We start from the raw sequence: 615 nt of genomic DNA on the forward strand, positions 1-615 counted from the left end.
CAAACTGATTGTAAATAAAAGTCATACGCTGCGCTGCGTCTGGCGCATATGGGCTGTTAGGGTATTTATTAATCAACTCTTGAAAATTGGCAAAGGCAATACGTAAATAGGCAGTATCGCGCTCAGATTGATCCATTTTGAACAGCTTAATACCCTCAGATGAGCCTTGCATATTGGCCACACCGCGTACGTAATATGCGTAGCTTACTTGCGGGTTAGCAGGATAGAGATTGATGAAACGATCTGCACTTGCTGCCGCTGTCTCAAAGCTACCACTTGCATATTGAGCATACATAATATCAAGGAGTGCTTGTTCAGCATATTGTCCCGTCGGGTAAAAAGTACGTAAACTGGTCAGATCCTCAATCGCCTGTATGTAGCGGCCTTTATCAATCTGAGTAATAGCATCGTTATAGTAATCTTGCTCTGATTTTTCAGCGGTTTCGACCGCGTCACTGTCTGTATTCGTCAGATTTTTAAAAGTCTGACAGCCAACCAAGTTTACACTTAGAGCAAGCAAGGTTACTGACGAGATTTTGATAAAGGTGTTGCCAATAGGGCGCATACTTCTTCTCCGGCACAAGGCGCACAATAGCGGTGACGCTATCGTACTAA

The 615-nt window shown here is 43.7% G+C and carries 1 protein-coding gene; it reads right to left on the bottom strand.

The features are described from left to right. On the bottom strand, window positions 1-565 hold a 565-nt coding region (gene bamD, locus ACS8FD_RS22155; RefSeq protein ID WP_439277450.1), incomplete at its 3' end, for an outer membrane protein assembly factor BamD. Window positions 566-615: the final 50 nt, after the last annotated feature.

Source organism: Psychrobacter sp. 1U2 (genome assembly GCF_051847575.1).